This window comes from Streptomyces griseoruber (genome assembly GCF_001514205.1).
Taxonomy (GTDB): domain Bacteria; phylum Actinomycetota; class Actinomycetes; order Streptomycetales; family Streptomycetaceae; genus Streptomyces; species Streptomyces griseoruber.
Genome location: NZ_KQ948766.1, coordinates 364205 through 390258, shown reverse-complemented (window position 1 = coordinate 390258; position 26054 = coordinate 364205). Strand labels below are relative to the sequence as shown.

The window sequence follows — 26054 nt, the reverse complement described above, 5'->3', positions numbered from 1 at the left end:
CGGAGGGACCCGGTCTCATATGAGGCCAGGGGTGGGCTTTCGGTCAAGAGCCGCGCACGCGCCGTATGCATGTCGCGTACGAGAACCACGCACCCCCGGCGGGAGACCGCCCCGCACGCGTGTGTGCCCCGGTCCTCAGGAAGCGGCCGGTGCCGGCTCCGCGCCCGGTAGGCCCTGGGCGGCCATGCGCGAGGACAGGGCGACGTTGAAGCGGGTGAGGAGGGAGCAGAACGCCTCCCGCTCCTCCGGAGCCCAGTCCTCGGTCAGCTCGGCCATCAACTGCCGCCGGGAGGACCGTACTTCCTCCAGCCGCGACTGCCCGCGCGGGGAGAGCTGGAGCACCACGGCCCGCCCGTCCTCGGGGTGCGAGGTCCGCTTGACCAGGCCGGTGTCGACGAGGGGGGCCACCTGCCGGGTGACGGTCGACGAGTCGATCCCCATGCTGGCCGCGAGCGCCTTGACGCCCATGGGGCCTTCCTTGTCGAGACGGTTGAGCAGCAGGTACGCGGCGCGGTCCATGGAGTTGCGCACCTGTCCGACGCCGCCCAGGCGGGTCTGTTCGGCCCGGCGGGCGAAGACCGCGACCTCGTGCTGCAGCGTGTCGAGAAGACCGGTGTCACCGACGGTCGTCATGTCCATCGACATTTCAGGTGTTGTGGGCATGGCCGGGGGCTCACTTCATGAAGGGGGTGCTGTCAGGAATGGGGGACAGAGTACGCGGCCGGAAGCCGGGTCGTACCGGCGCTGCGCAAACCAGTCTCGGTGGTTGGTCACAGCGGCCGTTCCCGCCTGTGAACTGCGATGCTGATGTCATGAGCTATGGCACGGCTGACTCCTTGCGGCCCGTCACCCTCGACGATGTGCGCGGCGCACAGAAGATGCTCTCGGGCGTGGCGCGGATGACGGCGATGGAGGGCAGCAGGCATCTGTCCCAGCTCGTCGGGGCGCCGGTGCACCTCAAGTGCGAGAACCTCCAGCGGACGGGATCGTTCAAGCTGCGCGGCGCGTATGTGCGGATCGCGGGGCTGCTGCCGGAGGAGCGGGCCGCCGGGGTGGTCGCGGCGAGCGCGGGCAACCACGCGCAGGGCGTGGCGCTGGCGTCGGCGCTGCTGGGAGTGCGCTCCACGGTGTTCATGCCCAAGGGCGCCCCGCTGCCGAAGATCAGCGCGACCCGGGAGTACGGCGCGGAGGTGCGCCTGCACGGTCAGGTGGTCGACGAAACGCTGGCCGCCGCGCAGGAGTACGCGGAGCGGACGGGCGCGGTGTTCATCCATCCCTTCGACCACGCCGATGTGATCGCGGGGCAGGGGACGGTCGGCCTGGAGATCCTGGAGCAGTGTCCGCAGGTGGGCACGGTCGTCGTCGGGATCGGCGGCGGGGGCCTCGCGGCGGGTGTCGCGGTCGCGGTGAAGTCGCTGCGGCCGGAGGTGCGGATCGTGGGCGTCCAGGCGGAGGGGGCTGCGGCGTATCCGCCCTCGCTGGCGGCCGGCCGGCCGGTGTCGATCGAGGCGCCGGCGACGATGGCCGACGGGATCAAGGTCGGCCGTCCCGGTGACGTGCCGTTCGGGATCGTCGGCGATCTGGTGGACGAGGTGCGCACGGTGTCGGAGGGCGAGCTGTCCGCCGCGCTGCTGCTGTGCCTGGAGCGGGCCAAGCTGGTCGTCGAACCGGCGGGGGCGAGTCCGGTCGCGGCGCTGCTGAGCGAGCCCGGCACCTTCGAGGGCCCGGTGGTCGCGGTGCTGTCCGGCGGCAACGTCGACCCGGTGCTGATGCAGCGCGTGCTGCGGCACGGCATGGCCGCGCAGGGCCGCTACCTGGCGGTCAGCGTGCGGCTGACGGACCGGCCGGGTGCGCTCGCGACGCTGCTGGGGGTGTTGTCAGTGGTCGACGCCAACGTTCTCGACGTGAGCCATGTGCGGACCGATCCGAGGCTCGGGCTGACCGAGGCGGAGGTCGAGCTGCACCTGGAGACGAAGGGGCCGGCGCACTGCGCCGAGGTCGGCCAGGCCCTGCGCGACGCGGGGTACACGGTCGTCGTCTGACCCGTCGCGAGTGCCGGGAGTCCGGTGAACGCGCAGGTCGGAGCCCGTTCGCTCACTCATGCGAGCGAACTCTCTGGTGAGTCGCGATACATCGCGTTATGGTGGATGCGTGGTCGCCTGTCGGGCGTCCGAAACAGCGCAAACCTAGGCTTTTCGAAGGAATCCCCGAAGACGTGGAGAACTTTTATGCCAGGCGCCATCTATGCCGAAGGCCTGGTCAAGACCTTCGGTGACGTAAGGGCTCTGGACGGCGTTGACCTGGACGTCCCGGAGGGCACCGTCCTCGGCCTGCTCGGGCCGAACGGCGCGGGCAAGACCACCGCGGTCCGCTGCCTGACCACCCTCCTGCGCCCTGACAGCGGGCGGCTGCAGGTCGCCGGCCTCGATGTGCTCAAGCACCCCAACGAGGTGCGCCGCTCGATCGGCCTGTCCGGCCAGTTCGCGGCGGTCGACGAATACCTCACCGGCCGTGAGAACCTGCAGATGGTCGGACAGCTCTACCAGATGAGGGCGAGGCCCGCGAAGGCCCGCGCCGAGGAACTGCTGGAGCAGTTCGACCTCACCGAGGCCGCCGACCGCACGGCCAGGACCTACTCCGGAGGTATGCGCCGCCGGCTCGACCTGGCCGCGGCACTGGTGGTCTCACCGCCGGTCATGTTCATGGACGAGCCGACGACCGGCCTCGACCCCCGCAACCGCCAGCTCCTGTGGGACGTGATCAAGCGCCTCGTCTCCGGCGGTACGACACTGCTGCTCACCACCCAGTATCTGGAGGAGGCCGACCACCTCGCGCACGACATCGCGGTCGTCGACCACGGCAAGGTCATCGCCCGCGGCACCTCCGACGAGCTCAAGGCCCGCACCGGCGGCGAGCGCATCGAGGTCGTGGTCCACGAACGGGAGCAGATCTCCGTCGCCCGCGAGGTGCTCGCCGGCTTCGGCAAGGGCGAGACCACCGTCGAGGAGCACACCCGCTGCCTCACCGTGCCCGTCACCGGCGGCGCCAAGCTCCTGGCCGAGGTCATCCGGGAGCTGGACACCCGCGGCATAGAGATGGACGACATAGGCCTGCGCCGCCCGACCCTCGACGACGTCTTCCTGTCCCTGACCGGACACATGGCCGAGGAGAAGGCCGAGGAGAAGGCCGAGGAGAAGGCCGAGGGGAACGGCGACCGGCAGGGCCAGGACAGGAGCAAGGGCAGGCAGAAGGGAAAGGAGGCCACGGTATGACCGCCGTCACCGACACCGTCCGGGGAACGGCCCCCGCCCACCCCATGGGCCAGTCCGTCCGCGACCCACTGGTCGTTGCAAAACGCAACTTGATTCGGATGTCACGGATTCCGAATCCTGTTCGCCCGTGTTGGTCGGGTTTCACCTCAGGGAAGGAGTCGGCGAAGTGAGTGCCATGAACGACTCCCTGGTCATCGCCCGCAGGAATCTGATTCGCATGAGTCGGATTCCTGAAATGGTTATTTTCGGGCTGATCCAGCCGATCATGTTCGTGGTCCTCTTCACGTACGTCTTCGGCGGCTCGATGAACATCGGCGGCTCCACCGACCCGGACGTCTACAAGAACTTCCTGATGGCCGGCATCTTCGCGCAGACCGTCACCTTCGCCACCGCCGGTGCGGGCGCGGGCATAGCCGACGACATGCACAAGGGCCTGATCGACCGCTTCCGTTCCCTGCCCATGGCGCGCGGCGCGGTGCTCACCGGCCGCACCATGGCCGACCTCGTCCAGACGGCGCTCACCCTGCTCGTCCTGGCCGTCGTCGCGCTCCTGGTCGGCTGGCGCCCCGGCTTCGCGGAGCCCACCAACTTCGGCAAGGTCATCGCCGGCTTCGGCCTGCTCCTCCTCCTCGGCTACGCGTTCACCTGGATCGGCGCCCTGATCGGCCTGACCGTCCGCACCCCCGAGGCGGCCACCTCCGGCGGGCTGATCTGGCTCTTCCCGGTGACCTTCATATCCAACGCGTTCGTGGACTCCTCCCAGATGGCGTCCTGGCTGCAACCCATCGCCGAGTGGAACCCGTTCAGCGCCACCGTCCAGGCCTGCCGCAAGCTCTTCGGAGACCCGGGCGTCTCCCCGTCCGACGCATGGCCGATGGCCCACCCTGTCTGGGCCTCGATCATCTACTCGGTGGTGATCGTCGCGATCTTCCGCACGCTCGCGGTCCGCAAGTACCGCCGGGCAGCCGGCTGATCACGGGCGCCTCAACTTCGTCTGCTGGATGCGCCGGCCAGAACCCTCTCCAAGATCGAGGAGGGGGCTCGGTCGTCTCTCATCGGTCCGCGTGGCCACTGCCCGATGTTCGCCAACCCCGGACAGTCACCCTCCGACGCCTGGCCCATGCAGCATCCGGACCACCCGACGACATGGCGAAGCCCCCGGCGGCTCGGGCGCCAGGGGCTCGTCAGGAGAGTGAGGCGGTGGCTCAGCCGCTGTAGGGCTCGGCCTTGAGGATGCGCACGGAGGCCTTCTTGCCGTTCGGCAGCTCGTACTCCGCGTCCTCGCCGACCTTGTGACCGATCACGCCGGTGCCCAGCGGGGACTGCGGCGAGTAGGTCTCGACGTCGGCGCTCGCGTACTCGCGCGAGGCGAGCAGGAACGTCATGGTGTCGTCCTCGTCACCGTCGAAGGCGATCGTCACGACCATGCCGGGCGCCACGGCACCGTCCGCGGAGGCCGGAGCCTCGCCGACCTTGGCGTTCTCGAGGAGCTGGGTCAGCTGGCGCACGCGAAGCTCCTGCTTGCCCTGCTCCTCCTTGGCCGCGTGGTACCCGCCGTTCTCGCGCAGGTCGCCCTCCTCGCGCGCGGCCGCGATCTTGGCGGCGATCTCCGTGCGCGCAGGACCAGTAAGGTGCTCAAGCTCTTCCTTGAGCTTGTTGTACGCCTCCTGGGTAAGCCAGGTGACGGACTCGCTGGTCTGGGTCACAGGTGCTCCTCGTCGGTACTGGGAATACAAAGCATCGCCCTACCCTCAAGCATGTTCCTCAGGGGATGGGCGAAACCACGAGCCTAACAATTCCGCGGGCAAAGGGGGAGGACATAAGCCACCAGAATTACGTCAACGCAGGTCAGCGTGTACGCAATGCGGAGGACGGGGCGCCCTCAGTCGGCGTGACAGCCGAGCAGCTCGGCCGTGGTGCCCTTGGCCGTCGTGCGGAGGGTGACCACCTTGTCGATCCGGGTGTCCGAACCGGAGAAGCGGAAGTCCGCGCGGCCCACCTCGGCGCCGTCGGCCGACTGGGAGCGGACCGTGCAGTAGCCGCTCGCCCCCGCGTCCTTGCGGACCTCCAGGTGCACCTCGACGGCGTCGTCCGAGGTCGCCTTGAAGGTGATCACCTCGGCGCTGATCTTGTTCTGGCCGACGTAGTGGTAGGCGAAGTATCCGACGATCACGAGCAGGACCCCGCCGAGCACGGCGCCCACGATCTTCAGGGTGCGGTCGGCCCGTTCGTCCGAGGCGCGGCCGTAGCGGCCCTCCGGCACGCGGGTGCTCGCCGTACTCATGATCGTCCTCTCGGCAGGCCAGGGCCCTGGAATTATTCGCCCCCCGATTCGGTCACTATAGAAGCCTGCGATCGCGCCGGCTCACACGGGCGCCGACTTACCGAGGATTGAGTCTTGACTGACCAGCTGCGACTGATGGCCGTGCACGCGCACCCCGACGACGAGTCGAGCAAGGGCGCGGCCACCATGGCGAAGTACGTGTCCGAGGGGGTGGACGTGCTGGTGGTGACCTGCACGGGCGGGGAGCGCGGCTCCATCCTCAACCCCAAGCTTCAGGGCGACAAGTACATCGAGGAGCACATCCACGAGGTACGCAAGAAGGAGATGGACGAGGCCCGCGAGATCCTCGGCGTCCGGCAGGAGTGGCTCGGCTTCGTCGACTCGGGCCTGCCCGAGGGCGACCCGCTGCCGCCGCTGCCCGAGGGCTGCTTCGCGCTGGAGGACGTCGACAAGGCGGCCGGCGAGCTGGTGAAGCAGATCCGCTCCTTCCGTCCCCAGGTGATCACCACCTACGACGAGAACGGCGGCTATCCGCACCCCGACCACATCATGACCCACAAGATCTCGATGGTGGCGTTCGAGGGCGCGGACGACACCGCGAAGTACCCGGAGGACGAGTTCGGGCCCGCGTACCGGCCGCTGAAGCTGTACTACAACCAGGGCTTCAACCGCCCCCGTACCGAGGCGCTGCACCATGCGATGCGCGACCGCGGCCTGGAGTCGCCCTACGGGGAGTGGCTCAAGCGCTGGGAGGAGTTCGGGGTGAAGGAGCGCACGCTCACCACGCACATCCCGTGCGCCGAGTTCTTCGAGATCCGTGACAAGGCGCTGATCGCCCACGCCACGCAGATCGACCCCGACGGCGGCTGGTTCCGGGTGCCGATGGAGATCCAGAAGGAGGTCTGGCCGACCGAGGAGTACGAGCTCGCGAAGGCTCTCGTCGATACGTCCATCCCCGAGGACGACCTCTTTGCGGGCGTCCGGGACAATGCCTGACATGAGCGCAAGCGTGAGCCTGGCAATGACGCATCTCGTCCCCCTCGCCAAGGAGGTCGACGAGAACAAGGTCACCCCCGGTGTCCTCGGCTTCATCGTGTTCGCGGCGATGGCGGTGGCGGTGTGGGCCCTGATGAAGTCGATGAACAAGCACATGGGCAAGGTCGACTTCAAGGAAGCCCCGGACGGCGAGGAGACCCCCGCCGCCGCCCCGGGCTCGACGAGCAAGACCTCTCCGGCCAAGGGCTGATCGGGGCCGGGCGCACCCGGCCGGGCGCCCGGGCTCAGGAGGGGGAACCGTCCCGCTGCTGAGCCCGCGTGCCCGCCTACGCCTCGTTCACCGCCACCCCCATCACCTCCCGTTCGTGCCGGCCGGGCACCAGCCCGAGGCGCCAGGCCTGCCAGCCCGTCTCCGGACGGATGCCGCGTTCCAGGAGGACGGCGTAGGCGGCGAGGGACTCGGACAGCTTGGTGTCCCGCAGGGGGTGGGCGGTGCGGCTCAGCTGGGCCAGTTCCTCCTGGGCCACGGCCGTGCCCACCGCCGCGCCGCCCGGTGCGCCGTACGGCAGGAGGGTGCAGCGCAGGAAGCGGGCCCAGTCCTCGCCGCGGCGGTCGCCGTAGGAGGAGAACAGGCCCGCCGCCTCGTCGCACAGGGCCAGGGCCTGCTGGGCGCGGGCGTTGCCCGCCTCGATGATCGCCAGCTCCAGACAGGTCCACGCCTCACCGTGGGAGACCCCGATGCGCTGGAAGTCGGCGCGGGCGTCGACGAGGAGCTGCCGGGCGAAACCGGAGTTGCGCAGGGAGCCGGTCTGGGCGGCCCGCTGGTCCCGGGTGACCCGTGCCGAGTGATGGCGGGCGCAGGCCAGGCCGTAGACGTCACGCATCCGGGAGAACAGGGTGCGCGAGCGTTCCAGCTCGCGCACGGAGGAGTCCAGGTCGCCGGTCTCCTCGAGGGCGAGGCCCAGGTAGTACACGGTCCAGGCCTCGCCGCGGGCGTCCTCGTTGGCGCGGTGCCGGGCCGCCGCCGCGCGCAGTCCCTCCACCGCCGGGGCCGGGTCACCGGCGATCATGCGGGCCCGGGCCAGCTGGGTCAGGGCCCAGGCCGCACCGCGTTCGTCGCGGGTACGGCCGTACAGGTCGAGGGCGCGGTTCAGGTCGGCCTCCGCGGCCGGGACGTCGCCGCGGCGCAGGTTGAGCTGGCCGAGCTGGAAGTGGGCCCAGGCCTCCCCGTGCACGGAACCGCCCTCGCGGTGCAGCACCAGGGAGCGGGTCAGCAGGTCCAGGGCTTCGCCGAGCCGGGCCCGGTCGCGTTCCACGGCGGCCAGGGCGTGCATGGTCCAGGCGCGGTCCGTGGCCAGCTCGGGCGCGGCCTGGAGGTCCAGCGCCTCCCGCAGCTTGGCCGCCGCCTCGGTGAGGCTGCCCTGGTGGTGCAGGGTGATGCCCAGGGAGCACAGGGCCCGGGCCGCGCCGGCGTCGTGATGGGCCTGGAGGTAGAGGTCGACGACCGAGGCCAGGGTGGTCCGGGCCTTGTCCAGCTCGCCCAGCTGCCGGGCCGCGATGCCGGTGCGCCACTGCACGGACCGCACCAGCAGGTCCTGGCCGACCGACTGGGCCAGCTCGCTGATCTCGCCGAGGCGGTAGAGGTCGCCGCGCAGCAGGCAGTAGTCGCACAGCGCGCCCAGCAGGCTCAGTACGGCCGTCTCGTGCACGCCCTCCGCCTGGCGCAGGGTCGCGGTGATGAAGCTCGACTCGTCGTCCAGCCAGCGCAGGGCCTCGTCGAGGGAGGTGAAGCCGTGCGGGGTGAACCGGTCCGAGCGGGTCGACATGTTGCCGTCGACCAGCCGCAGCACGGAGTCGGCGAGCTCGGCGTAGCTGACGATCAGGCGTTCCTGGGCGGCCGTGAGCTCGGTCTGCTCCTCCTCGTCGAGCAGCCGGGCCTGGGCGAAGGCGCGGACCAGGTCGTGCAGCCGGTAGCGGTCGCGGCGCACCCGGTCGACGAGGCCCGCGTCCGCGAGGGCGGTCAGATGCCGGGTCGCCTCCGCGCGGTCGGTGGCCAGGAGGGCGGCGGCCGCGGCGGCGCCGAGCGAGGCCCGTCCGGCCAGGGCCAGCCGCCGCAGCAGCCGGCGGGTGCCTTCGGGCTGGTCGGTGTAGCGCAGCCACAGGGCGCGCTCGACGGGTCCGACCGGGCCGTACGCCCCGAGGTCCGTGGCCAGTCCGCGTGGTGAGCGCGGGCCCAGCGAGGAGCCCGCGATCCGCAGCGCCAGTGGCAGCCCGCCGCACAACTCCCTTATCCGTTCGGCGGATTCGGCGTCGTACGGTGCGGAGGCGTCCTGGGCGGCGGCGCTCAGCAGTTCCTCCGCGCCCGCCGCCTCCAGGGGCCGTACCGGGAGCCGGTGTGCCCAGGCGGACAGCTCGGCGGGGAGGTCCAGCGGGTCGCGGGCGGTGACCAGGACCAGGCTGTCGGAGCGTTCCGGGACGAGGGTGCGCACCTGCTCGGGGTCGCCGGCGTCGTCGAGGAGGACGACGACCGGCAGGCCGGTGAGGTGCTGGTAGTAGAGGTCGGCGAGGCGTTTGACCTGCTGGTCGGGGGACGAGCGCTCGCGGAAGAGGAGCTGTTCGCGGGGGGCGCCGAGGCGGTTCAGCAGGTGCAGCAGGGCGTCCCGGGTGGCCAGCGGGGCGCCCTGGGCGCTGTCGCCGCGCAGATCGACGACGCAGGCGCCGCGGAACTGGTCGCGCAGATCGTGTGCGGCGCGTATCGCGAGCGCGCTGCGGCCGCTGCCGGGCGGGCCGTGCAGCACGACGACCGTGGGTCTGGTCTCGGTGCTCGCCCGGGCCGACTGCACCCACTGCCGGATCTGTGCCAGCTCCGCCCGGCGTCCGGCGAACGGGCCGACCGGCTCCGGCAGTTGGCCGAACGACTGCTCCAGCACGGTCCGCCCGCGTGCCGCCGCGCTCTTGTCCGCGCCCTTCAACTGCGGGCCGGGCGCCTTCTTCGGCCGCGGTCCGGTCGTCGCGTCCAGCACCCGCTGCTGGTCGAGGAACGGGCGGATCCCGCGTACCTCCAGCGCCGTCAGCCACTGCAACCGCAACTGCTCGGCGCCGCCCGGCTGTCCGGCCTCGCCGGCGTGGTGGTGCGCGGCCGGCAGGTGCGAGCCGGCCACCTTCACCACGGTCGCCGCGGCCCCGACCACGCCGACCGCCACTCCGGCCCCGAGGGCCGTGCCGGGACCGGTCCCGAGCGCGAGGTCGGCGACCGCGGTCGTCACGGCGGCAACTCCCGCTACCAGTAAGGGAGTCCGCCCGCCGCCCTCCTGGGCGTACCGCTGCGCGAAGCTGACCCGTCCGGCGTCCCGTTCGTCCAGGGCGCGGGCGTAGGCCTCGTACTCCGCGGCGGCGGTCTGCGCCATCGCGTCCAGTGCCCCGCGCGCCCTGGTCATCAGCACCTGCCGGTCGGTGCGCCCGCCCGACCGCCGTACCTCTTCCTCCACGGCCCGCGCCAACAACCGCTCGGCCTCTGCCTTGTGACTGTCCCGCATGTCCCGTCCCCCTCCGGCGGCACGGCGTCCGTCCGGTCAAGTGTGCGGCGGACGACTCCCGTGGCGCGAGAGGGCGAAGGGTTACGGAGGGTTTCCGATCGGACACCACCCTCGCCCCGCTGCCCGCCGCCGGGTACTGGGGCAGGATGGACCCCATGCCGAACCGACTGGCCCATGAGACGTCTCCGTATCTGCTCCAGCACGCCGACAACCCGGTCGACTGGTGGCCCTGGTCCGAGGAGGCCTTCGAGGAGGCGCGGCGGCGCGGGGTCCCGGTGCTGCTCAGCGTCGGGTACAGCAGCTGCCACTGGTGTCATGTCATGGCCCACGAGTCCTTCGAGGACCCCGAGACCGCGGAGCGGCTCAACGCGGGTTTCGTGAGTGTCAAGGTCGACCGTGAGGAGCGTCCCGACGTGGACGCCGTCTACATGGAGGCCGTGCAGGCCGCGACCGGGCAGGGCGGGTGGCCGATGACGGTGTTCCTGACGCCGGACGCGGAGCCGTTCTACTTCGGTACGTACTTCCCGCCGGAGCCCCGGCACGGCATGCCCTCGTTCCGGCAGGTGCTGGAGGGGGTCCGGCAGGCCTGGGGCGAGCGGCGGGAGGAGGTCGCGGAGGTCGCCGGGAAGATCGTGCGGGATCTGTCGGAGCGGGAGATCTCCTTCGGGGACGCGGAGGCGCCGGGGGAGCAGGAGCTGTCGCAGGCGCTGCTGGGGCTGACCCGGGAGTACGACCCGCAGCGCGGCGGGTTCGGCGGGGCGCCGAAGTTCCCGCCGTCCATGGTGGTCGAGTTCCTGCTGCGGCATCACGCCCGCACCGGGGCCGAGGGTGCGCTCCAGATGGCCCAGGACACCTGTGAGCGGATGGCGCGGGGCGGGATCTACGACCAGCTCGGCGGCGGGTTCGCCCGGTACTCGGTCGACCGCGACTGGACCGTGCCGCACTTCGAGAAGATGTTGTACGACAATGCGCTGCTGTGCCGCGTGTACGCGCATCTCTGGCGGGCCACCGGCTCCGAGCTGGCCCGGCGGGTCGCCCTGGAGACGGCCGACTTCATGGTGCGGGAGCTGCGGACCGGGGAGGGCGGGTTCGCCTCGGCGCTCGACGCCGACAGCGACGACGGGACCGGGAAGCACGTCGAGGGCGTGTACTACGTGTGGACGCCCGAGCAGCTGACCGAGGCGCTCGGCGCCGAGGACGCGCGGCTCGCGATGCACTACTTCGGGGTCACGGAGGAAGGCACCTTCGAGCAGGGCGCCTCCGTGCTCCGGCTGCCCCAGCAGGACAGCGTCTTCGACGCGGAGAAGATCGCCGGGATCAGGGAGCGGCTGCTGCGGAAGCGGGCCGAGCGCCCCGCGCCCGGCCGGGACGACAAGGTCGTCGCCGCCTGGAACGGGCTCGCGATCGCCGCCCTCGCCGAGACCGGCGCCTACTTCGACCGCCCCGACCTGGTGGCCGCGGCCGTGGGCGCCGCCGATCTCCTCGTACGGCTGCACCTCGACGAGCAGGCCCGGCTCTCCCGTACCAGCAAGGACGGGCGGGCCGGCGCGAATGCCGGGGTGCTGGAGGACTACGCCGATGTCGCCGAGGGGTTCCTCGCGCTGGCCTCGGTCACCGGGGAGGGGGTCTGGCTGGAGTTCGCCGGGTTCCTGCTCGACCATGTCCTGGTGCGATTCGCCGACCCGGAGTCGGGGGCGCTGTACGACACGGCCGCCGACGCCGAGCGGCTGATCCGCAGGCCGCAGGACCCGACCGACAACGCCGTGCCCTCCGGCTGGACCGCCGCCGCCGGCGCGCTGCTGGGCTATGCCGCGCACACCGGTTCCGAGCCGCACCGCACCGCCGCCGAGAAGGCCCTCGGGGTCGTCAAGGCGCTGGGGCCGCGGGTGCCCCGGTTCATCGGGTGGGGGCTCGCCGCCGCCGAGGCGCTGCTGGACGGGCCGCGCGAGGTGGCCGTGGTGGCGGCCGATGTCGACGATCCGGCCGCGAGGACCCTGCTGCGCACCGCGCTGCTCGGTGCCGCGCCGGGGGCGGTGGTGGCGTACGGCACGGTCGGCAGCGAGGAGTTCCCGCTGCTCGCGGACCGGACCCTGAGGGACGGGGAACCGACGGCGTACGTCTGCCGCAACTTCACCTGCGACGCCCCGACGACCGACCCGGAACGGCTCCGCGCGGCGCTGGGCGACTGACGCAGCGGCTCAGGCGCCGGTGAGGATCATGGCGCCGAGCGTCAGCTGAGCGCCCCACTGCACCAGCACGGCCGCGGGCCTCACGTACGACGCGCCGGCCCGGCGCCACACCAGCGCGGTCAGGCCGGCGAGCACGGACAGCCAGAACAGTGTGTACAGGGTGGTGCCGTCGACCGTCGAGCACCGCTCGCCGTAGGTGAGGCAGCGGCTGCCGCGCTCTCCGGACCACACGGCCAGCCAGGCGAGGCCGACGGTCGGCAGGAGCGAGACGAGTCCGGCCGCCGCCCACCCGATGAGGAAGCGGTCGGTCTGCCGGTGCGCGGTGGTGTCCATGGCGCCATCCCATCGTGCGACGGCGTGGCGGGGGAGGGGCCGTCGTACTCAGTTCTCCTGTGCGCGCATGCTCAGGGCGTCCTCGACGATCGCCTCCAGTTGCTGGTGGTGGGCGCCCTTCCAGTAGGCGCGGCCGCAGGCGGTGCACTGGGCGAAGACGTCGTAGGAGCGGTGGGTGCCGTGTTCGAGCTGGTCGGCGACCTCGTCCTTGGTGGCTTCGCGCAGCAGGCCGTTGCAGGCGGTGCAGCGGGTCCAGGGGTCGAGGGCGGGGCGGAACCGGTCGAGGACGTCGCGGAGTTGGTCCTCCGGGCGGGTGCTGTAGATGTAGGCGCCGGCCCACAGCTCGCGGCGGCGCAGCAGGCCCCGGTCGCGGCTGAGCATGACCCGCTGCTCGGCGGCGGACCGGGCGGCGAGGGCCGGGTCGCCGATGTCGGTGGACTCGTAGGCCGTGTCCACGCCGAGCAGGCGCAGCCGGCGGGCGAGGGTGCCGAGGTGGACGTCGAGGAGGAACCGCAGGGGCGCGCCGGGGACCTGCTGGGGGCGGGCGACCGGGCGGACCGTCACCCGCTCGCCGTCCGCCGGGATGTGCGCGACCGGGACCTCGCGGCCGTCGACCACGAGGGTGCCGACCTCCGTCAGCGGGACGCCGAGGGACTCGACGACATGGCCGAGGGTGGAGACGCCGTCGACGGCGAGCGGGTGGGCGCCGGTCCGGCGGGCGTGCGGGACGAACAGGGCCAGCTCGGAGGCGACTTCGACGTGGATCTCGGGTGGGTTCACCTGGTCAGGATGGCACGGTGGGCCGGGCCCGGCTCAGGGGTTTTCGACGGTCAGGCCGTTCTGGAGGACGTCCAGGGCGCGGTCGAGGAGAGCGGGGAAGTCCCCCTCGTGGCCGTGCTCGGCCCAGTACATCGAGGTCTCCATCAGACCGCCGATGAGCGACATCGTGTGTACCCGCACCTCCAGGCTGTCGGGGTCGAGGCCGGTGCGCTCGGCGACGGCGGTGGCGAACATCCGGCCGGTGACCGACATGCTCTCCATCATCCGCGAGCGCACCGCGGGAACCTGGGCCAGCAGATGGGTGCGGATGCGTGCCACCTCCGGGTCCTCCTCCATGCCGGTGCGCACGGCCTCCTGCATCACGTACCGGACGGACTGCGCCCAGGGCTCGTCCGCCGGGCGGGCCCGCAGTTCCTCCAGCAGGACCGGGTCGTACTCGTCCGTGAGGACGATGTCCTCCTTGGTCGGGAAGTAGCGGAAGACGGTCGACGGCGACACCTCGGCGCGCTCGGCGATCTGGTCGATCGTCGTGGCGTCGTACCCCTGCTCCTTGATCAGCGCGTACGTCGCGGTGCGGATCGCCTCGCGCGTCTTGATCTTCTTGCGCTCACGCAGACCCGGCTGGGGGCGGTCGGCGGGGGTGGAGGTGCGGGCGGCCGTCATGGGGTTCATTCTCAGGCATCCGCCTTGTGCGCGGCCACGTCGGGCCGCGGGCTGCCGGTGCGGCGGGCCGCCGTGGTCCCCGGCAGGAAGGCCGCCGCCAGGAGGGCCGAGACCAGGGCGGCGATCCCGCACACCAGCAGGGCCAGGGTCATGCCGTGCACATACGCGTCGTTCGCGGAGGCGGCGAGGTGGGCGGAGCCCGCCTGCTCGGCGACGATGCGCGCGGCGACGACCGAGTCCCGTGCGGTGTCGGCGGCCCCGGCGGGCAGGCCGGCGACGTCGAGGCGGTCGCGGAAGGCGCCCGAGAGCAGGGAGCCGAGCAGGGCGATCCCGATCGCGGCGCCGACCTGGCGCAGGGTCATCAGCAGCCCGGAGCCGCTGCCGGCCCGGTCGGCGGGCAGGGCGCCGAGGGCGCCGTCCATCGCGGGCACGACCGCGAAACCGAAGCCGAAACCGGTGATCGACAGCCAGAGCGCGGTGAAGCCGTAGCCCGAGTCGACCGTCGTACGGGTGCCGAGGAGGGCGGCGAAGGCCAGCACCATCAGGCCGGCGCTGACGACGGCCCGCGGGCCGAACCGGGTGACGACCGGCTGGGCGGCCCGGGAGGCGACCAGCAGACCGCCCATCAGCGGCAGCAGCCGTACGCCGGTGCCGAGCGCGTCGTTGCCGAGGACGGCCTGGAGGTACGGGGGCAGGACGAACATCAGGCCGGACAGGACGAACATCACCAGGGTCGCGGCGAGCGTGTTGAACAGGAAGCCGCGGTCGGCGAGCAGCGCCATGTCGAGCATCGGCCGCTCGACGCGCCGCTCGCGCAGCACCAGAGCGGCGATCAGGGCCACCGCCGCGCCGAACATGCCGAGCACCAGCGGATCGCCCCAGCCGCGGGTGGGCGCCTCGATGATCGCGTAGATGAGCGCGCCGAGGCCGGTGGCGGTGAGCGCGGTGGACAGGGTGTCGACCCGGGGGGAGGCGGGGTCGCGGGTCTCGGGCAGCAGCAGGACGCAGGCGGTGATGCCGATCGCGGCCATCGGCACGTTGACCAGGAAGACCGAGCCCCACCAGAAGTGGTCGAGGAGCCAGCCGCCGATGATCGGGCCGAGCGGCAGGCCGAGCGCGGAGGCGGCGGAGATCACGCCGATGGCCTTGGTGCGCTCGTCGGGGCCGAAGAGCGAGGGCAGTACGGACAGGGCGAGCGGGGTGACGAGCGCGCCGCCGACGCCCATGAAGGCGCGGGCCGCGACGACCCAGTTCACCTCGTCGGCCAGCGCGCCCAGCAGTGAGCCGGCCAGGAAGATCCCGAGTCCGGTGATCAGCATCCGGCGGCGGCCGAAGCGGTCGCCGAGGAGGCCGGCGGGGAGCATCAGCGCCGCGAAGACGACGACGTAGGCGTCCGCCATCCACTGCTGCTCGCCGGTGGTGGCGCCGAGGTCGCGCGCCATCGTCGGGAGCGCCACGTTGAGGATCGTCATGTCGAAGCCGAGCGTCAGCATGCTGGCGACCAGGGCCGCGAGGGCCCACCAGCGGCGGGGGTCGCGTCCCGCCCCGGAAACGTTCGTGACAGTAGCCATGAAATGAGAGTAGCTCTCAAAACCTAGTGAGTGTCAATTCCCGTGACGGGTGCGCCGGGCACGAAAAAAAGGGCCGCGGCTCGGAAGCCGTGGCCCTGGGAAGGCTGAAAACCGACGCTACGCGTGCTGGTACGCCACCAGCGAGATGCCGACGTAGTGGACGATGAACGCGGCCAGCGTCAAGGTGTGGAAGACCTCGTGGAAGCCGAACCACCGAGGTGACGGGTTGGGCCGCTTGATGCCGTAGATCACGCCGCCCGCGCTGTAGAGGAGCCCGCCGACGACGACCAGGACCAGCACCGCGATACCGCCGGTGCGCATGAAGTCCGGCAGGAAGAAGACGGCCGCCCAGCCCATCGCGATGTAGCAGGGGGTGTAGAGCCAGCGCGGGGCGCCGACCCAGAACACCCGGAAGGCGATGCCCGCGAGCGCCGCGCCCCAGATGCCCCACAGCAGCCACAGGCCCTTGGTCTCCGGCAGGAGCAGCAGGGTCAGCGGGGTGTAGGTGCCCGCGATGATCAGGAAGATGTTGGCGTGGTCGAGGCGGCGCAGGATGCCGTCCATGCGCGCGTTCCAGTTGCCCCGGTGGTACAGCGCGCTCACGCCGAACAGCAGGCAGGCGGTGAGCGCGTAGATCCCGCAGGCGATCCGGCCCCGGGTGGAGTCCGCGAGGGCGGTGAGGACCAGGCCCGCGATCAGCGCGGCCGGGAACATGCCGAGATGCAGCCAGCCGCGGAGCTTGGGCTTGATCTCTTGCGACAGGGAGAGCGCGGCGGGACCGCGGCCGGCGGCCGGCGTGTCCGTGGGCGCGTCGGGGACGGGCGCAGTCATAGGCGGAATCGTACCTACGGAGCCGTAAGTTACGGATCAGTCCTGCCGGTTCAGGGGCGAAGAGTGGCCATCATCTCACGGTCCTGCACCAGAAGCCGTAAAAGGTTCATTCAAAAGAATCTTCTGTTGAACGTCAAGTGGACGCAAAGAAGCGTGGTTATGCGTGGCGATCCTCACTCTGCTCACCTGTGACGCCTTCTGGACAGATGGGCGCGAGCGTCGGATGATCAGATGAGTGCGGTCGGCACCGGATGAGCGCTGAAGATCCAGTCGCCGGGCATCCGGGCCGCAGCCCCCACGGGGCCTCCAACAAAAAACCCCTCATCTAGGAGCGATCGTGGCGCGCGACATCGCGGCTCCCACTGTCATCCCGACCAACCACCAGGAACTGATCTCGTGGGTCAACGAGATCGCCGAACTGACACAGCCGGACAGCGTGGTCTGGTGTGACGGATCCGAGGCCGAGTACGAGCGCCTGTGCGGGGAGCTCGTCGAGAAGGGCACCTTCCGCAGGCTCGACCCGATCAAGCGCCCCAACTCCTACTACGCCGCTTCCGACCCGACCGATGTCGCGCGGGTCGAGGACCGGACGTTCATCTGCTCCGAGAAGGAGGAGGACGCCGGTCCCACGAACCACTGGAAGGCCCCCGCCGAGATGCGGGAGATCTTCGCCGGCGAGAACGGCATCTTCCGCGGCTCGATGCGCGGCCGGACGATGTACGTCGTGCCGTTCTGCATGGGCCCCCTCGGCTCCGACCTCTCCGCGATCGGCGTCGAGATCACCGACTCCGCCTACGTCGCGGTCTCCATGCGCACCATGACCCGCATGGGACAGCCCGTCCTCGACGAGCTCGGCTCCGACGGCTTCTTCGTCAAGGCCGTGCACACCCTCGGCGCGCCCCTGGCCGAGGGCCAGGCGGACGTTCCGTGGCCGTGCAACTCCACCAAGTACATCTCGCACTTCCCCGAGAGCCGCGAGATCTGGTCCTTCGGCTCCGGCTACGGCGGCAACGCCCTGCTCGGCAAGAAGTGCTACGCCCTGCGCATCGCCTCCGTCATGGCCCGTGACGAGGGCTGGCTCGCCGAGCACATGCTGATCCTCAAGCTCACCCCGCCGCAGGGCGAGTCGAAGTACGTCGCGGCCGCCTTCCCCTCCGCCTGCGGCAAGACCAACCTCGCCATGCTGGAGCCCACCATCTCCGGCTGGACCGTCGAGACGATCGGCGACGACATCGCCTGGATGCGCTTCGGCGAGGACGGCCGCCTGTACGCGATCAACCCCGAGGCCGGCTTCTTCGGCGTCGCGCCCGGCACCGGCGAGCACACCAACGCCAACGCGATGAAGACGCTGTGGGGCAACTCCGTCTTCACCAACGTCGCCCTCACCGACGACAACGACATCTGGTGGGAGGGCATGACGGAGGAGACCCCGGCCCACCTCACCGACTGGAAGGGCAACGACTGGACCTCGTCCTCGGACGTCCCGGCCGCCCACCCCAACGCCCGCTTCACCGTCCCGGCCTCGCAGTGCCCGATCATCGCGCCCGAATGGGAGGACCCCAGGGGCGTGCCGATCTCGGCGATCCTCTTCGGCGGCCGGCGCGCGAGCGCGGTCCCGCTGGTGACGGAGTCCTTCGACTGGAACCACGGTGTCTTCCTCGGCGCGAACGTCGCCTCCGAGAAGACCGCCGCCGCCGAGGGCAAGGTCGGCGAGCTGCGCCGCGACCCGTTCGCCATGCTGCCGTTCTGCGGCTACAACATGGGCGACTACATGGGTCACTGGGTCGAGGTCGCCAAGGGCAGGGACCAGGCGAAACTCCCGAAGATCTACTACGTCAACTGGTTCCGCAAGAACGACGAGGGCAAGTTCGTCTGGCCTGGCTTCGGCGAGAACAGCCGCGTCCTGAAGTGGATCGTCGAGCGGCTGGACGGCAGGGCCGAGGGCGTCGAGACCCCGATCGGCATCCTGCCGGCCAAGGGCGCCCTGGACACCAAGGGCCTCGAACTGGCCGACGCCGATCTCGAGTTCCTGCTCACGGTCGACAAGGAGGTCTGGCGCGAGGAGGCCGCCCTGGTCCCCGAGCACCTCAACACCTTCGGCGACCACACCCCGAAGGAACTGTGGGACGAGTACCGCGCCCTGGTGCAGCGCCTGGGCTGACGCCCTCCACGAACGCCGCGGCCGGCTGCCGATCGAGCCCTGACCAGCAATATCGTCACGGCCGGCCGCGGTGACAGCACCATCCGCACCACCGGACCGGCGAGGTTGCGCACAACGGCGTGCGCAACCACGGGCCTGTCGTCACCACCCCGTCCGCCCCGACGGGGAGGCGGCGACAGGCCTTCGCCCGTTTCAGGCGGCCTTCGCGAAGACCCACCACCGCAGCAGCGTGAAACGCAGGACCGTCGCCGTCCCGTTGGCCACGACCAGCGCGGCGATCTCCACACGCGGAGTGTCCGACACCATCCGGTGCACCAGGGCGAGGGCGCCGCTGCTGAGCGCGAGCCCCGCGAGGAAGGCCACCAGCCCCTGGAGCTGATGCCGGGCGACCCCCTCCCTGCCGCGGACCCGGAAGGTGAACCGGCGGTTGGCCGCGGTGTTCGCCACGGCCGTGGCGAAGAGCGCGACCAGGTTGGCGAGCTGGGCGTCGAGCACCGGCCGCAGCGCCGTGAACAGCCCGAGATGGGCCAGCGTGGACAGCACGCCGATGACCGCGAACACGGGAAGCTGCCGGGCGACCCCTGTGGTACGGGGTGCGTGTGTCTCTACGCGCTGAGCCATTCCAGCATTGTACGGTAAGTAAGCAAATACTACCGTAAGTGAGCATTGGGCTGGGGTCCGCATGTCATCAGTCGAACTGTCGGTCGTGATTCCGGTGTTCAACGAGGAAGAGGCACTTCCGGCCCTGGCGGAGCGGCTGCGGCCGGTGCTCGACGGGACGGGCGAGACGTACGAGGTGGTCGCCGTCGACGACGGTTCCACGGACGGGACGGCCGGTCAACTCACCCGGCTGCGCGCCGACTGGCCCGAGCTGCGGGTGGTGCGGCTGCGCCGCAACAGCGGACACCAGGCCGCGCTGACCGCCGGGCTGCACCACGCCCGCGGCCACTACACCGCGAGCCTCGACGCCGACCTCCAGGATCCCCCGGAGAAGATCCCCGAGATGCTCGCCCTGGCCCGCTCCCGGCACCTCGACATCGTCTACGGCGTGCGCGGCAACCGCTCCAGCGACACCGGCTTCAAACGCCGTACCGCCGGCGCCTACTACTGGCTCGTGCGCCGGGTGGTCGGCGGTCATGTCTCGGCCCAGGCGGGCGACTTCCGGCTGCTGTCGCGCGAGGCCCTCGACGCCCTGAAGGCCCTGCCCGACCAGCCGCAGGTCTACCGGCTGCTCATGCCCTGGTTCGGCTTCCCCAGCGGGGAGATCACCTACCGCCGGGACCCCCGTGTCGCCGGCCGCACCAAGTACCCCCTGCGCAAGATGGTCCTGCTCGCGGTCGACAGCGTCATCGGCTTCTCCGTCGCCCCGCTGCGGCTCGCCGTCTGGCTCGGTGTGCTCGCCTTCGCCGTCTGCCTCGGCATGGTGGCGTACACCCTGGCCGTGTACGCCGCGGGCGACACCACCCGCGGCTGGACCTCCCTGATCATCGCGGTGCTCTTCGTCGGCTCCGTCCAGCTCATCTGCCTGGGGGTGGTCGGCGAGTACATCGGCCGCATCTACACCGCCGTGCAGCGGCGGCCGACCTACTACGTCGCCGACGACACCGCCGCGGCCGTCGCCCCGGGCGCGGCGGTCACGCCCGGGCCGCCGGTCACGTCCGGGCCGGCTCGGCCGCGGTCGGGCTGACGAGCGGCGCGGGCGCGCCGGGCGGGCGCCGCAGTTCGAGGACGGCGGTGCGGAGTACGGCCACCACCGCCAGCAGCATCAGCGCACCGTGCGCGGCCATGGACAGATACGGGGCCAGGGTCGCGTTGACGACCACCAGATAGCTGCCGAACGAGGCGAGCTGCACCAGCACCGGTACGTACCAGAGCTGCCGGGGCAGGACGAACGCGGCCACCACCGTGAGCACGTCCGCGAGGTAGAAGTACCGCTCGTGCATCGAGGGCAGCAGGAACGGCACCAGGACCGAGGAGCAGGCGGCCAGCAGCACGATCCGGGTGTCCGTGAGCCCAGGCGTGGCGGGGGCGGGGTCCGGCGCGCCGGACCGGCCGCTCCGCAGGGTCCAGGCCGTGAGCCCGACCAGGGCCGTCACCACCACCCCGGCGACCAGCACACCCGCCGTGCGGACCGGACCGGTGTCCCCGGGCACCGAGACGAACTCGTAGACGGACGGTGCGTGCAGGGACAGCAACTGGTACGTCCCCGTCTGCCGGGCGTAGACCGTCAGCAGCCGCCAGGGATCGGCGCCGAGCAGCAGTGCCGGCACGTCGAGGGCGAGGTACGCCCCGGGGATCGCCAGCAGGCTCCGCCACGGCACCCGTCCCAGCACCACCATGACCAGCAGGAACGGGAAGAGGAACACGGCCTGGAACTTGACCGCCAGCGCGATCCCGAAGAAGGCGCACGCCCACCACGGCCGCCGGCTCAGCAACTGGTGGATCCCGCCGAGAAGGAAGACCGTGTAGACACTGTCGCACTGCCCCCACCAGCCGCTGTTGGTGACGACGGTGGGCAGCAGGAGCACCGCCGCCGCCGCGCCGTAGGCCGCCCAGGCGGAGGCGGGCCGCAGCCGGGCCACGATCCGGAAGGCGCAGTACGCCAGCGCCAGGTCGGACAGGATCGAGATCCACTTGATGCCGGCCAGCGCCGACACGGGCAGATAGGTCAGCCCGGCGAGCAGATAGAGGTAGGGCACGTTGTAGTCGGAGAAGCCGGGGTCGGCGAGGGCGGCGAACCCGCCGTGGCTCTCCAGGTGCCGATACCAGGGGTCGAGGAAGGTGATGAAGTCACCCGACTGGTAGGGCAGCAGGAAGACCCGGGCCGCGAGGGCGGTCGCCACCAGGGTGTACACGGCCAGCACCCGTACGGTCCGGTCGCTCGTCGTCATCGGGGACTCCCTGCCGGGCTCGGGGCGGGTGCGGGGCGCAGGGAATCCCGGAAGGACTCCGGTACCTGGGAAAGGAGTGCGGGGTCGGCCGCCACCGCACTGCGGAATTCCTCGGCGGCCTCCCGGTCCCGGTGCTTGCGGACCCAGAGATCCCCCAGCTCCAGATGGGCGGTGGCCGCCTGCGGATCGGCGCCGACGGCGCGTTCCAGAAGTCCCATCGCGAGATCGGGATCGCTCGACTTCAGCAGGAGCGCCTCGTTGTACAGGGCCGAGGGAAACGCCGGATCGATTTTCAGGGCCTTTTCGTAGGCCCTGCGGGCATCGGCGGTCCGGCCGTCCTGGTGCGCGATGACGCCCAGGTTGTACCAGGCGGCCTTGTTCCGCGGGTCCATGGTGAGGACCACGCCGTAGAACCGGGAGGCCCCTTGGGGATCGTCGTTCTGCTGCGCCGCGATGCCCGCTTGCAGCAGGGCGTCGGCGCTCGGGGGAGTCCGCTCCGACGAGGGCCGCATTCCGTTGTCCGAGAGCGCCGCCGCACAGGCGACGACCGACCACGACAGCAATCCGGTGGCAACTGCAGCCGCACCGGAGAGCACTACCAACAATTGCCTGCGTTTCACCGCATCGACGTTACGAGGCGGTGCTTGTGGCGCAGGTGTGCGCGGGCACGCCGGGCGCGCAGTCCACCCGAATGCAGGCGGGCAAAAAATATGGCGCCCGGTCCGCGCGTCGCTGCGGGTGCACGCGGACCGGGGCCGTAGGGGGACCCCGCAGGGTCAGCCGGCGGTGCTCAGCTCCTGCTCCTCCGCCAGCGCGGCGGCATGGGCTTCCATGCGCTCCGCCGCGAGGATCGCCGCCTTGGTGTCCGCGCGGGACGCGGCGACGACCAGGGCGCGGCCCGCGAGGGAGTGCGCCCGCTGGTGCAGTGCCGCGAGCCGGGACTCGCGGGCGGCGGAGGTGGCCGCGCGGGCCGGTGTCCGTCCGCCCCGCAGCCGGGTCACCTGCTGGGCGAGCCGTGCGGCCGCGCCGTCGAGGTCGGCGGACGGGGCCGGCCCGCGCAGCTCGTCGGTGACGGCGAGCAGGGCCGAGAGATGTCCGGCGAGCTGGATGTCCAGCTCCTCCTCGCGGGAGCGGTGGGGGAAGTCGGACGTGGTGCCGGCCATCGTGCTGTGGACGGACCCCTTGTGCGAGGAAGGGGTGCGGTTCGGCTCGTACATGAGGATGGCCTCCTGTGCTCTGACAGGAAGCCATCCTAGCTTAGATTTCGTCTAAAGTTGAGCCGTTCGCAGAACAGGGGCACGGCCTCTACAGAGGGTGAACCCCGCCGGGATCAGGGCTGGCCGTAGCCGTCCAGGAAGCGCGAGATCCGGCCCATCGCGTCCCGCAGATCCGTCGCCGTAGGCAGCGTCACCACCCGGAAGTGGTCCGGTTCCGGCCAGTTGAAGCCGGTGCCCTGGACGACCATGATCTTCTCCTGGCGCAGCAGGTCCAGGACCATCTGCCGGTCGTCCTTGATCTTGAAGACGGTCGGGTCCAGACGCGGGAAGAGATACAGCGCGCCCTTCGGCCGTACGCAGGTCACGCCCGGGATCTGCGTCAGCAGCTCGTACGCCGTGTCCATCTGCTCCTTGAGCCGGCCGCCCGGCAGTACCAGGTCGTTGATGGACTGCCGTCCGCTGAGCGCGGCCACCACACCGTGCTGGCCCGGCATGTTGGCGCACAGCCGCATGTTCGCCAGGATCGTCAGGCCCTCGATGTAGGAGTCGGCGTGGGCGCGCGGGCCCGAGATCGACATCCAGCCGACCCGGTAGCCGGCCACCCGGTAGGCCTTCGACATCCCGTTGAAGGTGAGCGTCAGCAGATCCGGGGCCACGGAGGCGGTCGGCGTGTGCGTGGCGCCGTCGTACAGGATCTTGTCGTAGATCTCGTCGGAGCAGACGAGCAGATTGTGGCGCCGGGCGATGTCGGTCAGCCCCCGGACCATCGTCTCGTCGTACACCGCGCCCGTCGGGTTGTTGGGGTTGATGATGACGATCGCCTTGGTGCGGTCGGTGACCTTGCGCTCGACGTCCGCGAGGTCGGGCATCCAGTCCGACTGCTCGTCGCAGCGGTAGTGCACGGCCGTGCCGCCGGACAGCGACACGGCGGCGGTCCACAGCGGATAGTCCGGCGACGGCACGAGCACCTCGTCGCCGTCGTCCAGCAGGCCCTGCATCGCCATCACGATCAGCTCGGAGACGCCGTTGCCGATGAAGACGTGCTCGACGTCCGTCTCGATGCCGAGGGTCTGGTTGTGCATGACGACCGCGCGGCGCGCGGCGAGCAGACCCTTGGCGTCGCCGTAGCCGTGCGCCGTGGAGACGTTGCGGAGGACGTCCTCCAGGATCTCGGGCGGGGCCTCGAATCCGAAGGCGGCCGGGTTGCCGGTGTTGAGCTTGAGGATGCGGTGACCTGCCGCCTCCAGGCGCATCGCCTCCTCGAGAACCGGGCCCCGGATCTCGTAACAGACGTTGGCGAGCTTCGTCGACTGGATCACCTGCATGTCAGGGAGCTTACGGCCCGGTTACGCCCCGTGGGGCGTGTTTTCCACCACGCGAGACGGGTGATTTGGTCTGTTATCGCCGGTCACTGTCCGACGGGCCGTACCTCTCCCTACAATGCGCGGCCATGTCCAGGCCAGGCGAGAGCGGCGCGCCCCAGGTGCGGCCGATCGTGTTCCACCCGGATGCCGGGGCCGATCCGGCGTCGTACGCGCAGTACGCCGATCCGGCGGCCGCGCACGGGTGGCAGAACGCGTACGACGAGACCCAGCGGCTGCCCCGCGTGCCCGCCCTGCCCGCCGACGGGCCGGCCGCCTTCGCGGGTGAGCCGGTGGCGGGCGGCCGGGCGGACCGCCGGCGCGCCGCGCGCCGCACGGGTGGCGGGCGCTCGCGCCGGGTGGCGGTCGCGGCGGGGGCCGTGGGCGCGGTGTCGCTGGCCGCGCTGGTGGCCGGGATGTCCCTCAGCTCGGGTTCCTCGTCGGACGGCGGCCAGGACAGGCGCGGGGACACCCGCTCGGCACCCGACGACACGGTGAGCCCCTCGGGCTCCCCGGGCGGCACGCCCTCGTCGGCGGGCGAGCCGGTGCCCTCCGGTACGAGCGCGCCCCCGTCCTCCGGCTCCACGACGTCCGGCGCGCCCTCCGTCACCTCCTCGGCCCCGGCTCCGAGCGCTCCGGCGGCGACCGGCGCCCCCTCCGTGACCGTCACCGGGTCCTGGGGTGCCCCCGGTGGTGTGGGTAATCAGGGCCGGGGTCATGGAAAGGGTGGTGGGAAGTCCCGCTGAGTGCTGTGCGGGATGTGCGGTCGGTCTTTCGTGGCCGTGTCGTGGCCGTTCGTGCCGCGCGGCGCGAACGCTCCGGCGGCGACCGGCAGCCCCGCCGTGACCGTCACCGGGTCCTGGAGCGCATATCGATGCGGCCCCGCGCCCCTTCCCGGGCGCTGCCGTGGCCCTCCTTCGACTCGACCCGGCCGAGCGGTTCGGGCTCGGCCGCCAGCGTCTCGCTGGCCGACTGCCAGGCCGGGTCTCCCGGGTACAGCTCGCTGCGCAGGTAGGCCCAGGTGAGGTGCTGGACCACGGACACCCGCTCGGGGCTCTCGTCCGTGGTCTCGGCGACGTCGTATCCGGAGACCCCGCCGAGCCCGTGCTCCCCGCCGAAGAGGGTGAGCAGGGACTTGCGGCCGGGGGAGAGGGTGTAGGGGTCGGCGTGCCAGTCCGGGCCCGCGACCGTCAGGTGCGCGGAGTCGTCCCGGTCGCCGGCGACCACCAGGGTCGGCGTGGTCATCTTCGAGAAGTCCGTGGTGGCGAGGAAGGGCCAGTTCTCGGTCACGAACGGGGTGAGGGCGTTGCCGCCCCGGCCGACCGAGGCCAGCAGGACGCCCGCCCTGATCCGGGGCTCGGTCAGGTCCACCTCCGTCCCGTCGTCGGGGTCGGTGAGCCGGGCGCCCAGCAGCAGGCTCGCGGTGTGCCCGCCCATCGAGTGCCCGGCCACGGCGACCCTGTCCCGGTCCAGACGCCCCGCGAGCTGCGGGACGGCGGCCTCGATCTCGTCGAGCCGGTCGAGGATCAGGCTCATGTCCTCGGCGCGTGAACGCCAGAACAGGGGTGCCCCGGGGGTGTCGGGGTCCAGGGTCAGGCTCCGGGAGCTCAGATGCGTGGGCTGGACGACCGCGAAGCCGTGCGCCGCCCAGTGGTGGGCGAGCGGCGCATTGCCGTTCAGCGAGGAGAGGTGGTTCGCGTAGCCCTGGCCGTGCGACAGGAGGACGGCCGGCAGATCGTCCCCGGTCAGGGGTGCCGAGACCCGCAGCTGGAGGTCCACGGGCCGGTCCGGGGCGGAAAGGGTCACGGGGCCGACCGAGAGGACGGGGGCGGGCGAGGGGCGGGTCGATGCGCTCATGATGAGGTGCCCCAAAAGCGGAACGCTGTCCCGTTTAATATACGGAACCGTGTCCCGTTTCTGCAAAGCATGGGATCGCGCCAACTCCCGTCCGGAAACAACCGCTTGCCCC

General features: G+C 71.3%; 24 protein-coding genes. 9 read left to right on the top strand and 15 right to left on the bottom strand.

From position 1 onward, the window contains the following. Positions 1-135: 135 nt before the first annotated feature. The gene (locus tag AQJ64_RS13960) at positions 136-645 is read right to left on the bottom strand and encodes a MarR family winged helix-turn-helix transcriptional regulator (protein WP_079061644.1); all 510 of its coding nucleotides are present in this window, start codon (positions 643-645) and stop codon (positions 136-138) included. Between the two features lie 167 nt (positions 646-812). Here AQJ64_RS13960 and ilvA point away from each other — a divergent pair, with 167 nt between their 5' ends. The 3 genes from ilvA to AQJ64_RS13945 all read left to right on the top strand — a co-directional run bounded on the left by ilvA (position 813) and on the right by AQJ64_RS13945 (position 4245). Beyond that, complete coding sequence (gene ilvA, locus AQJ64_RS13955) at positions 813-2042, top strand: threonine ammonia-lyase (protein WP_055634738.1); 1230 nt, start codon at positions 813-815, stop codon at positions 2040-2042. Positions 2043-2228: 186 nt separating this feature from the next. After that, positions 2229-3272 carry an ATP-binding cassette domain-containing protein gene (locus AQJ64_RS13950; protein WP_055634739.1) on the top strand — a complete coding sequence of 348 codons (1044 nt, stop codon included), beginning with the start codon at positions 2229-2231 and terminating at the stop codon, positions 3270-3272. A 175-nt stretch (positions 3273-3447) separates the two neighbouring features. Beyond that, positions 3448-4245 (top strand): ABC transporter permease, encoded by a 798-nt coding sequence (locus AQJ64_RS13945; protein ID WP_206189733.1) that lies wholly within the window; start codon positions 3448-3450, stop codon positions 4243-4245. A gap of 232 nt (positions 4246-4477) precedes the next feature. Here AQJ64_RS13945 and greA read toward each other — a convergent pair whose 3' ends face one another. Both greA and AQJ64_RS13935 read right to left on the bottom strand, forming a co-directional pair. Then, on the bottom strand, positions 4478-4978 hold the full coding sequence (greA, locus tag AQJ64_RS13940) for a transcription elongation factor GreA (RefSeq protein WP_055634741.1): 501 nt from the start codon (positions 4976-4978) through the stop codon (positions 4478-4480). A 176-nt stretch (positions 4979-5154) separates the two neighbouring features. After that, on the bottom strand, positions 5155-5556 hold the full coding sequence (locus tag AQJ64_RS13935; RefSeq protein ID WP_055634742.1) for a DUF4307 domain-containing protein: 402 nt from the start codon (positions 5554-5556) through the stop codon (positions 5155-5157). A 135-nt stretch (positions 5557-5691) separates the two neighbouring features. On the opposite strand from AQJ64_RS13935, the gene mca reads away from it, so the two are divergent. Then, the gene (gene mca, locus AQJ64_RS13930) at positions 5692-6552 is read left to right on the top strand and encodes a mycothiol conjugate amidase Mca (protein WP_055634743.1); all 861 of its coding nucleotides are present in this window, start codon (positions 5692-5694) and stop codon (positions 6550-6552) included. Further along, entirely contained in the window at positions 6545-6802 is a 258-nt protein-coding gene (locus AQJ64_RS13925) for a hypothetical protein (RefSeq protein WP_055634744.1), read from the top strand. The genes mca and AQJ64_RS13925 overlap by 8 nt, the downstream gene beginning before the upstream one ends. A gap of 76 nt (positions 6803-6878) precedes the next feature. Here AQJ64_RS13925 and AQJ64_RS13920 read toward each other — a convergent pair whose 3' ends face one another. Further along, on the bottom strand, positions 6879-10088 hold the full coding sequence (locus AQJ64_RS13920) for a tetratricopeptide repeat protein (protein WP_055634745.1): 3210 nt from the start codon (positions 10086-10088) through the stop codon (positions 6879-6881). 155 nt (positions 10089-10243) lie between these two features. Between AQJ64_RS13920 and AQJ64_RS13915 the strand changes: the two genes are divergently transcribed. Next, positions 10244-12277 carry a thioredoxin domain-containing protein gene (locus AQJ64_RS13915; RefSeq protein ID WP_055634746.1) on the top strand — a complete coding sequence of 678 codons (2034 nt, stop codon included), beginning with the start codon at positions 10244-10246 and terminating at the stop codon, positions 12275-12277. Between the two features lie 9 nt (positions 12278-12286). Here AQJ64_RS13915 and AQJ64_RS13910 read toward each other — a convergent pair whose 3' ends face one another. From AQJ64_RS13910 to trhA, 5 genes are all read right to left on the bottom strand, one after another. Beyond that, complete coding sequence (locus tag AQJ64_RS13910; protein WP_055634747.1) at positions 12287-12610, bottom strand: hypothetical protein; 324 nt, start codon at positions 12608-12610, stop codon at positions 12287-12289. A gap of 48 nt (positions 12611-12658) precedes the next feature. Further along, complete coding sequence (locus AQJ64_RS13905; RefSeq protein ID WP_055634748.1) at positions 12659-13390, bottom strand: Mut7-C RNAse domain-containing protein; 732 nt, start codon at positions 13388-13390, stop codon at positions 12659-12661. Positions 13391-13423: 33 nt separating this feature from the next. Further along, a complete protein-coding gene (locus AQJ64_RS13900; protein WP_211286480.1) occupies positions 13424-14053 on the bottom strand; it encodes a TetR/AcrR family transcriptional regulator in 630 nt (209 codons plus the stop codon). 11 nt (positions 14054-14064) lie between these two features. Next, a complete protein-coding gene (locus tag AQJ64_RS13895; protein ID WP_059202665.1) occupies positions 14065-15624 on the bottom strand; it encodes an MFS transporter in 1560 nt (519 codons plus the stop codon). 117 nt (positions 15625-15741) lie between these two features. Continuing rightward, complete coding sequence (trhA, locus tag AQJ64_RS13890) at positions 15742-16455, bottom strand: PAQR family membrane homeostasis protein TrhA (protein WP_055638171.1); 714 nt, start codon at positions 16453-16455, stop codon at positions 15742-15744. 337 nt (positions 16456-16792) lie between these two features. Here trhA and AQJ64_RS13885 point away from each other — a divergent pair, with 337 nt between their 5' ends. Beyond that, positions 16793-18616 carry a phosphoenolpyruvate carboxykinase (GTP) gene (locus AQJ64_RS13885; RefSeq protein ID WP_055638170.1) on the top strand — a complete coding sequence of 608 codons (1824 nt, stop codon included), beginning with the start codon at positions 16793-16795 and terminating at the stop codon, positions 18614-18616. A 192-nt stretch (positions 18617-18808) separates the two neighbouring features. Here the strand turns inward: AQJ64_RS13885 and AQJ64_RS13880 are convergent, their stop codons facing one another. Next, positions 18809-19237, bottom strand: coding sequence for a GtrA family protein (locus AQJ64_RS13880; protein WP_240512936.1), 429 nt, complete (start codon positions 19235-19237; stop codon positions 18809-18811). Between the two features lie 61 nt (positions 19238-19298). On the opposite strand from AQJ64_RS13880, the gene AQJ64_RS13875 reads away from it, so the two are divergent. Then, the gene (locus AQJ64_RS13875; RefSeq protein WP_055638168.1) at positions 19299-20303 is read left to right on the top strand and encodes a glycosyltransferase family 2 protein; all 1005 of its coding nucleotides are present in this window, start codon (positions 19299-19301) and stop codon (positions 20301-20303) included. Here AQJ64_RS13875 and AQJ64_RS13870 read toward each other — a convergent pair. The 4 genes from AQJ64_RS13870 to AQJ64_RS13855 all read right to left on the bottom strand — a co-directional run bounded on the left by AQJ64_RS13870 (position 20269) and on the right by AQJ64_RS13855 (position 24049). After that, a complete protein-coding gene (locus AQJ64_RS13870) occupies positions 20269-21507 on the bottom strand; it encodes a glycosyltransferase 87 family protein (RefSeq protein ID WP_055638167.1) in 1239 nt (412 codons plus the stop codon). The genes AQJ64_RS13875 and AQJ64_RS13870 overlap by 35 nt on opposite strands. Continuing rightward, the gene (locus AQJ64_RS13865) at positions 21504-22127 is read right to left on the bottom strand and encodes a tetratricopeptide repeat protein (RefSeq protein ID WP_157881153.1); all 624 of its coding nucleotides are present in this window, start codon (positions 22125-22127) and stop codon (positions 21504-21506) included. The genes AQJ64_RS13870 and AQJ64_RS13865 overlap by 4 nt, the downstream gene beginning before the upstream one ends. A gap of 156 nt (positions 22128-22283) precedes the next feature. After that, entirely contained in the window at positions 22284-22724 is a 441-nt protein-coding gene (locus AQJ64_RS13860; RefSeq protein WP_055638165.1) for an SCO4983 family protein, read from the bottom strand. A gap of 113 nt (positions 22725-22837) precedes the next feature. Then, positions 22838-24049: a pyridoxal phosphate-dependent aminotransferase gene (locus AQJ64_RS13855; protein WP_055638164.1), complete on the bottom strand. Its 1212-nt coding sequence runs from the start codon at positions 24047-24049 to the stop codon at positions 22838-22840. Positions 24050-24174: 125 nt separating this feature from the next. Between AQJ64_RS13855 and AQJ64_RS47940 the strand changes: the two genes are divergently transcribed. After that, entirely contained in the window at positions 24175-24831 is a 657-nt protein-coding gene (locus AQJ64_RS47940) for a hypothetical protein (RefSeq protein WP_099054134.1), read from the top strand. Positions 24832-24934: 103 nt separating this feature from the next. On the opposite strand, the gene AQJ64_RS13845 is transcribed toward AQJ64_RS47940, so the two are convergent. After that, positions 24935-25942, bottom strand: a complete 1008-nt coding sequence (locus tag AQJ64_RS13845; protein ID WP_079061673.1) for an alpha/beta hydrolase family protein — start codon at positions 25940-25942, stop codon at positions 24935-24937. Between the last annotated feature and the right edge of the window lie 112 nt (positions 25943-26054).

What these genes read in the sequence shown, in the direction of transcription:
- AQJ64_RS13960 (WP_079061644.1), bottom strand. Translation starts at nt 645, where the DNA reads ATGTCGATGGACATGACGACCGTCGGTGACACCGGTCTTCTCGACACG.
- ilvA (WP_055634738.1), top strand. Translation starts at nt 813, where the DNA reads ATGAGCTATGGCACGGCTGACTCCTTGCGGCCCGTCACCCTCGACGAT.
- AQJ64_RS13950 (WP_055634739.1), top strand. Translation starts at nt 2,229, where the DNA reads ATGCCAGGCGCCATCTATGCCGAAGGCCTGGTCAAGACCTTCGGTGAC.
- AQJ64_RS13945 (WP_206189733.1), top strand. Translation starts at nt 3,448, where the DNA reads ATGAACGACTCCCTGGTCATCGCCCGCAGGAATCTGATTCGCATGAGT.
- AQJ64_RS13935 (WP_055634742.1), bottom strand. Translation starts at nt 5,556, where the DNA reads ATGAGTACGGCGAGCACCCGCGTGCCGGAGGGCCGCTACGGCCGCGCC.
- mca (WP_055634743.1), top strand. Translation starts at nt 5,692, where the DNA reads ATGGCCGTGCACGCGCACCCCGACGACGAGTCGAGCAAGGGCGCGGCC.
- AQJ64_RS13925 (WP_055634744.1), top strand. Translation starts at nt 6,545, where the DNA reads ATGCCTGACATGAGCGCAAGCGTGAGCCTGGCAATGACGCATCTCGTC.
- AQJ64_RS13920 (WP_055634745.1), bottom strand. Translation starts at nt 10,088, where the DNA reads ATGCGGGACAGTCACAAGGCAGAGGCCGAGCGGTTGTTGGCGCGGGCC.
- AQJ64_RS13915 (WP_055634746.1), top strand. Translation starts at nt 10,244, where the DNA reads ATGCCGAACCGACTGGCCCATGAGACGTCTCCGTATCTGCTCCAGCAC.
- AQJ64_RS13910 (WP_055634747.1), bottom strand. Translation starts at nt 12,610, where the DNA reads ATGGACACCACCGCGCACCGGCAGACCGACCGCTTCCTCATCGGGTGG.
- AQJ64_RS13900 (WP_211286480.1), bottom strand. Translation starts at nt 14,053, where the DNA reads ATGACGGCCGCCCGCACCTCCACCCCCGCCGACCGCCCCCAGCCGGGT.
- AQJ64_RS13895 (WP_059202665.1), bottom strand. Translation starts at nt 15,624, where the DNA reads ATGGCTACTGTCACGAACGTTTCCGGGGCGGGACGCGACCCCCGCCGC.
- trhA (WP_055638171.1), bottom strand. Translation starts at nt 16,455, where the DNA reads ATGACTGCGCCCGTCCCCGACGCGCCCACGGACACGCCGGCCGCCGGC.
- AQJ64_RS13880 (WP_240512936.1), bottom strand. Translation starts at nt 19,237, where the DNA reads ATGGCTCAGCGCGTAGAGACACACGCACCCCGTACCACAGGGGTCGCC.
- AQJ64_RS13875 (WP_055638168.1), top strand. Translation starts at nt 19,299, where the DNA reads ATGTCATCAGTCGAACTGTCGGTCGTGATTCCGGTGTTCAACGAGGAA.
- AQJ64_RS13870 (WP_055638167.1), bottom strand. Translation starts at nt 21,507, where the DNA reads ATGACGACGAGCGACCGGACCGTACGGGTGCTGGCCGTGTACACCCTG.
- AQJ64_RS13860 (WP_055638165.1), bottom strand. Translation starts at nt 22,724, where the DNA reads ATGTACGAGCCGAACCGCACCCCTTCCTCGCACAAGGGGTCCGTCCAC.
- AQJ64_RS13855 (WP_055638164.1), bottom strand. Translation starts at nt 24,049, where the DNA reads ATGCAGGTGATCCAGTCGACGAAGCTCGCCAACGTCTGTTACGAGATC.
- AQJ64_RS47940 (WP_099054134.1), top strand. Translation starts at nt 24,175, where the DNA reads ATGTCCAGGCCAGGCGAGAGCGGCGCGCCCCAGGTGCGGCCGATCGTG.
- AQJ64_RS13845 (WP_079061673.1), bottom strand. Translation starts at nt 25,942, where the DNA reads ATGAGCGCATCGACCCGCCCCTCGCCCGCCCCCGTCCTCTCGGTCGGC.